Genomic DNA, 4,916 nt, shown 5'->3' with positions numbered 1-4,916 from the left:
ATGGGGGACCTCCTTGTCCCGGCGACGATAGCGGAGAGGTACGACACTCACCGGCAAAAAGGACACGCACCACTACATCTGGGGGGTGGTGTTCGCGGCCACCCCCAGATGTATGCTCGTGCTCGCTGTCGACGTAGGGGAATCCGGTGCGAATCCGGAACTGTCCCGCAACGGTGTGATGTGGCGTGCGACCTGGAGGCCCCCGGGACCGTCCTGCTGCGGATCCTCACCGACCTGACCACCGATCAACCCGAGGCCGACCCGGGCAAGGTCGGCGGCCTTCGCCTTCTTCAGCGCCTCGGCCCTCTGCTACGGGGTCAACGCGGGCAGAGCACTGGGCAGTTCTCCTTGCTCGTATACGGGTTGAAACGGTCATCATCTCGGGACCGGTGGGAGGTGGGCGACCGTACGCGGAGCCTGATGGCGTGCGCGGAAACCGAAGCTGACGAGGATGACGCTCTCTCCGGCGCCGAGAGGCGTCCGGCCGTGCGGCATGAGCGCTCCGTCGAACACGACACAGTCTCCCGGTGCGAGATCACATTCGAGGTAGCCGTCGGCGTCGATGAAGACGGTGCAGCTCACAGTAGGGGCCGCGGCGAGGCGCTCGTGCTTGAGGCACAGGATCAGGCTGGCCTCCCCGAAGCCGAATTCGTCAACGTGGAAGTCAAGGAACTGCCCCTCCTCCAGGTAAGCGATGTAGACGCCGTTATGAGGTTGCTCGACCTCCAGACCGGTGGACCGCGCCACGACAGCGGCGAGATCGACTTGTCCCGCGAATTGGTTCGCCGCCTCGCCGACGGCCGCGTTCCACTTGCCGTTGTGCAGGTATCCGTCAGCGGCCAGGGCCTTCTCAGCCTCCTCCGTCATGCCGGCGAGCAACTCGACGGGGAACGACTGATCACGCAGGTGGCGGGGGCGCACCCGCTCGTGCGTGGTGAGATCGCGTACGGCCTCCCGGAGAGCTGGAAACCCTTCGTCCCACCGGGCCGACGTCCGGGCCGTGGTGCGGGATTGGAGCCATGAGGTCCATCGCTTGCTCCACTGTGCCGCTTCTGCGGCACCATCCGCTGACGCGGGCGTATCAGCGCTTGCGTGGCTGATCAGCAGTTCGACGCGGTCGACTGCGGCCTGGGTGGATTCGATCAGCCCGGCGTCGCCCTTGGCAGTCCGCAGCCGCAGGGCTTCCTGTAGGTGGGCGCGGGCCAGCGTGAGGCTGCCCTGCTCCATGAGGTGCTTGCCGAGGTGCTGGAGGGCGAAGTCGACGAGTTCCGGGTGCTGGCCTCGGGCGTCGTCCAAGGCCCTGCGATAGAGCACGTCAGCGTTCTCCGCCTCACCGGTGTAGCGGTACGCGTCGCCGAGGTTGAGTTCGGTGGCGATGACAGCCCGGGAGTTGCCACTGGCGGTGGCCAGGTCGAGCGCCTGCAGCAGGAACGCTCGTGCGTCGTCGTGGTGGCCCAGGCTCAGCAGGCCGATGCCGGTCCACCGGGCCAGGACGCGGGCCCTGGCGATGTCCGCACCTTCCGGGAGTGCCTGGAGTTCCTCGCGGATCTTCTCCACGGCGGTGGTCAACTGGTCGTGGTCGGTGGGGACCATGCGCAGGTCCTCATCTTGCGTGATGAGGTGCTGGAGCACTCGTCTCTCCCTTGTCCGGTTCTCGCTCCGGTCGCCGGTGCTAGATCTGGTTGGTCTGGCGACGCAGGTCGGCCAGCAGTTCCCTGCCGTGCACGGTGAAGTGCTCATCCAGGAGTTCGAGCTGGCCCATGAGGTAGCGGACGGCCGACACGCCCTCGTCGTAGGCGGCCTGGAAGCTCGCGCGCTCGTTGGTGGTCAGGTCGTCGCGGTCGAGTTCTCTCCGGCGGAACCGCAGGAGCTGGTTGTACACGCAAGTCGCGTGGAAGGCCCGGTCCACCTCCCAGCACTGGTTTCGGGCCGCCCCCTGCGTAGCGCGCCACGCGATCTCGATCTTGGGGGAGGTCTTCGAGGAGTATCCGTCGGCGAAGACCTGGTGCTGGAGGACGTGGAAGCTGACCGACTGGTGGACCGCCTCGTGCAGGAGGTTCTCCGCGAGGAAGAGGTGGGACGGCTCCGTACTGACGGTGTTCGGGGGGATGTGGTGCCGCGCTTTCTCGGAGAACACGATGACGTAGGGCAGCGCCGGGTCGCTGGAGCTGGTCAGTGATGAGGTGCGGGTGCCGGGCTTGAGCCCCACCCACAACAGTCCCCGGACGAACTCCTGTACGCGGGCGAAGCCTTCGGGGTGAGCCGAGGCCAGCCGCTCCAGCGCCTGAGTCAGCGCGGCACGGCGCCCGTCGGTGTGCTCGACGATCTCGTAGTCCGCCAGGTTGACCTCGTTGGCGATCTGCCGGGGCAGGTCGGAGCCGTACCAGTCGAAGCTGGCTCCGGACGCGTGCACGGTGTCGCTGCTCAGGGCGCGGGCATGCTCGGCGTAGGGGATGCCGGACTTCACGAGACGTTCCATCAGGGCGAACGGAAGGGCTGGCGCGGCGTCGTCCTCGCGCAGACGGGTCAGCGCCGGATCCTCCCGGCTGAGATCGAAGAAGGAGCCGGACTCCACGCGGGTGGCGATGGTGGTCTGCATGCGGACTCTCCTTGGTCGAGACGTGCAGGTGGTGGAGCGGGCGGTGGAGCGGAGCGCGGCGGGCCGGCTCAGGATGAGAGCCCGAGCCGACCCGCCATGCCGTCAATCAGGCGGCATCAGTTCAGTACCGAGATCAGCTCTCGATACCCTCCGGCGAGAAGTCGCCGTCCGGGACGGAATGGTCCAGACGCCGCGTCAGGGACCCGACGGCCGCGGCCGGGACGAAGTCTCCGTCCGGGACGGAGTGGTCCAGACGCCGCGTCAGGTTGTTGACCTGGGTGCTGCTGGTCATGGTGGTGCTCCCTTGGGTGTATGCGAGTGATGCGGGGGATGGTGCGTCCCGTCCCGGACGGTCGTGCTGTGGGAAGTTCGGGGCGGGGGGCTTTTGAGCGGCTCTGGCGCTCGTCTGCGGGGCGGGCGGCCTCTGGGGCGATGATCCAACTCCTTGCCGCCGGCCGCCCGAAGCCGTAGTCACAGCTCGGCGATCCGGGCAGCGGATCGGGTGCGGGCGGCCTTGCGTCTGCTGACGCCGGGGGTGCGGCGCGGGAGGGGCTCGGTCATGGAGCACTCCTCGGGCTGGAGGGAGAGCAGCCGGTTCCGAAGGGGGACGACGGGGACCGGCTGCCCGCTGACCCCTCCAGAGTGATCGCACCGTCGCAGGGAGTGAAGAGCGCGGGCGTAGCACTACTGGGATCAGTGCGGGGGTGGAGTGCGACGGGGCGTAGCAATTACGCGAGGGTGGCCCCGATGATCTTTGCGACTTTCCGGGAGCGGGCGGTCGTGGCGTAGCCGGCGCGTTGAGCGATGACGCCGGGGAGGGTCTGGTGGCGCACCCATTCAGGGTGCTCTTTGCACACCGTCAGCAGGGTGTCCAGGCAGGTGTCGTACTGCCGGGTGTCGCACTGGGCGAGGGCGATGTCGAGCTGGAGGCGGTTCTGCGCGGCCTGGTGCAGCGAGGACCAGTCGTGCACCTCCTTGGCGAGGTTCAGGGCCTTTCCGGCCTTGCCGGTGGACACGGCGATACCGAGCGCCTGCGCGGTGACGGCGGCGGGGCCGAACGCGGTGCCGTTGACCATGACGTCACGCCCCAGCCGGGCGGCTGCGGCAAAGCCCTGGGACAGCAGGTCCTCGGCGGCGACGGTATTTCCCCGACGGGCTGCGACGACGGCCGCGAAGGTGACGTGCCACCCGTAGGTCGCGAGGAGTACGGGATCGCGGTCGCTGTAGGCCGGTTCGATGCTGGTGTAGGAGATGTCCGCGGTGCGCTCGGCGTCATCGAGTCGGGCATCTCGCAGGTAGACCCACGAGCGCCCCGAAGCCACGCAGGCTTCCCGCACCGGATCGCCTCCCTGCCGGGCCCGGTTGGCGGCGTGGCCGATGGCGGCGTACGCGAGATCGCGGGCTCCGAGCTGGTTGGCGACGTAGGCGGCCAGGCGGTAGGCGTCGGCGAGAACTCCGCATGCGACCATGCGGCGGTCCTCGGCGGCGTCCGCCAGGACCGTTGCCGCGTCCCTGACGCAGGATGCGGCGAACTGCCCGGCCACCCCGATACGCCCGGCCCGGTAGGCGTCCCATCCCGCCACGAGATCGTCGGCGAAGTCGACGGGTTCCCTGTCGGTGCCGATCCCCGCTGCGGTGTCGTGGACCGTGCGCGACAGCTCGCGCAGGGTGGTCCGGTCGTCAGCGAGCATCGCCCTGCGGGGGGCCTGCTGGCCCACGATCACGGAGATGTCGGCGCCCAGGGCGTGTGCGAGGCGCAGGAGGGTGGGCAGCGAGATGTGGCCCCGGTCCTGCTCGGCTTTCCGGATCGTGGCGATGGACAGGCCCGCCTTCTCGGCGAGTTCTTCCTGAGTGACGGCTCCGCGCAGCAGCTTGATTCGCTGACCAGTGGTGTGCTCGTTCCACTTCATGGCGTCCCCTTCGTCTACTGGGACGGTACCGCTCGCTCGGGAGTCACCGGAATCTCCAGCGGGTACGTCCGGTCCATTCCACCGCGCCCGTACGGCAGCGGGGGTGCCGCAGCCCTCACCCCGGATCGTCGCCGGTCCTGCGGCCACCCCGCCGCTTGAAACGCGGATACGCGGTCCGCTCGATCGACGTCATTCCGAATGCCCCACACGCCTCGAAGCCAACAAAGGACACGGGAGCGGGCCTTCAAAGGTTCAAGATCATCCCATGGCCCCTTTGGGCTTCCTGGGACATGCCCGATACGGGTCGGCCATTCGATGATCGCGCCGTGGGTCCCGTCCGGCCGAGCCTCCGCGTGGTCTCGTCGAACTCCTCCGGGAGGACCTGGGACTCGTAATCAGTAGCCGCC

At 68.4% G+C, this 4,916-nt stretch carries 4 protein-coding genes and 1 riboswitch; all 4 genes read right to left on the bottom strand.

What is annotated here, in order from left to right; translation table 11 throughout:
- The first annotated feature begins 135 nt into the window (after positions 1 to 135).
- Positions 136 to 202, top strand: a riboswitch (cobalamin riboswitch).
- A 173-nt stretch (positions 203 to 375) separates the two neighbouring features.
- Positions 376 to 1,632, bottom strand: coding sequence for a tetratricopeptide repeat protein (locus QR77_RS27600; RefSeq protein ID WP_040024756.1), 1,257 nt, complete (start codon positions 1,630 to 1,632; stop codon positions 376 to 378).
- Positions 1,633 to 1,672: 40 nt separating this feature from the next.
- Positions 1,673 to 2,599, bottom strand: coding sequence for a hypothetical protein (locus QR77_RS27595; protein ID WP_040024755.1), 927 nt, complete (start codon positions 2,597 to 2,599; stop codon positions 1,673 to 1,675).
- 133 nt (positions 2,600 to 2,732) lie between these two features.
- Positions 2,733 to 2,891: a hypothetical protein gene (locus tag QR77_RS46955; protein WP_160310957.1), complete on the bottom strand. Its 159-nt coding sequence runs from the start codon at positions 2,889 to 2,891 to the stop codon at positions 2,733 to 2,735.
- A 436-nt stretch (positions 2,892 to 3,327) separates the two neighbouring features.
- The gene (locus QR77_RS27590) at positions 3,328 to 4,509 is read right to left on the bottom strand and encodes a helix-turn-helix transcriptional regulator (RefSeq protein WP_040024754.1); all 1,182 of its coding nucleotides are present in this window, start codon (positions 4,507 to 4,509) and stop codon (positions 3,328 to 3,330) included.
- Positions 4,510 to 4,916: the final 407 nt, after the last annotated feature.

Origin of the sequence: Streptomyces sp. 150FB (assembly GCF_000818195.1) — a bacterium.
In the GTDB taxonomy this organism is placed as follows: domain Bacteria; phylum Actinomycetota; class Actinomycetes; order Streptomycetales; family Streptomycetaceae; genus Streptomyces.
Note: the sequence above shows the minus strand (reverse complement) of the source record. Positions and strands in the feature narration are given on the sequence as shown.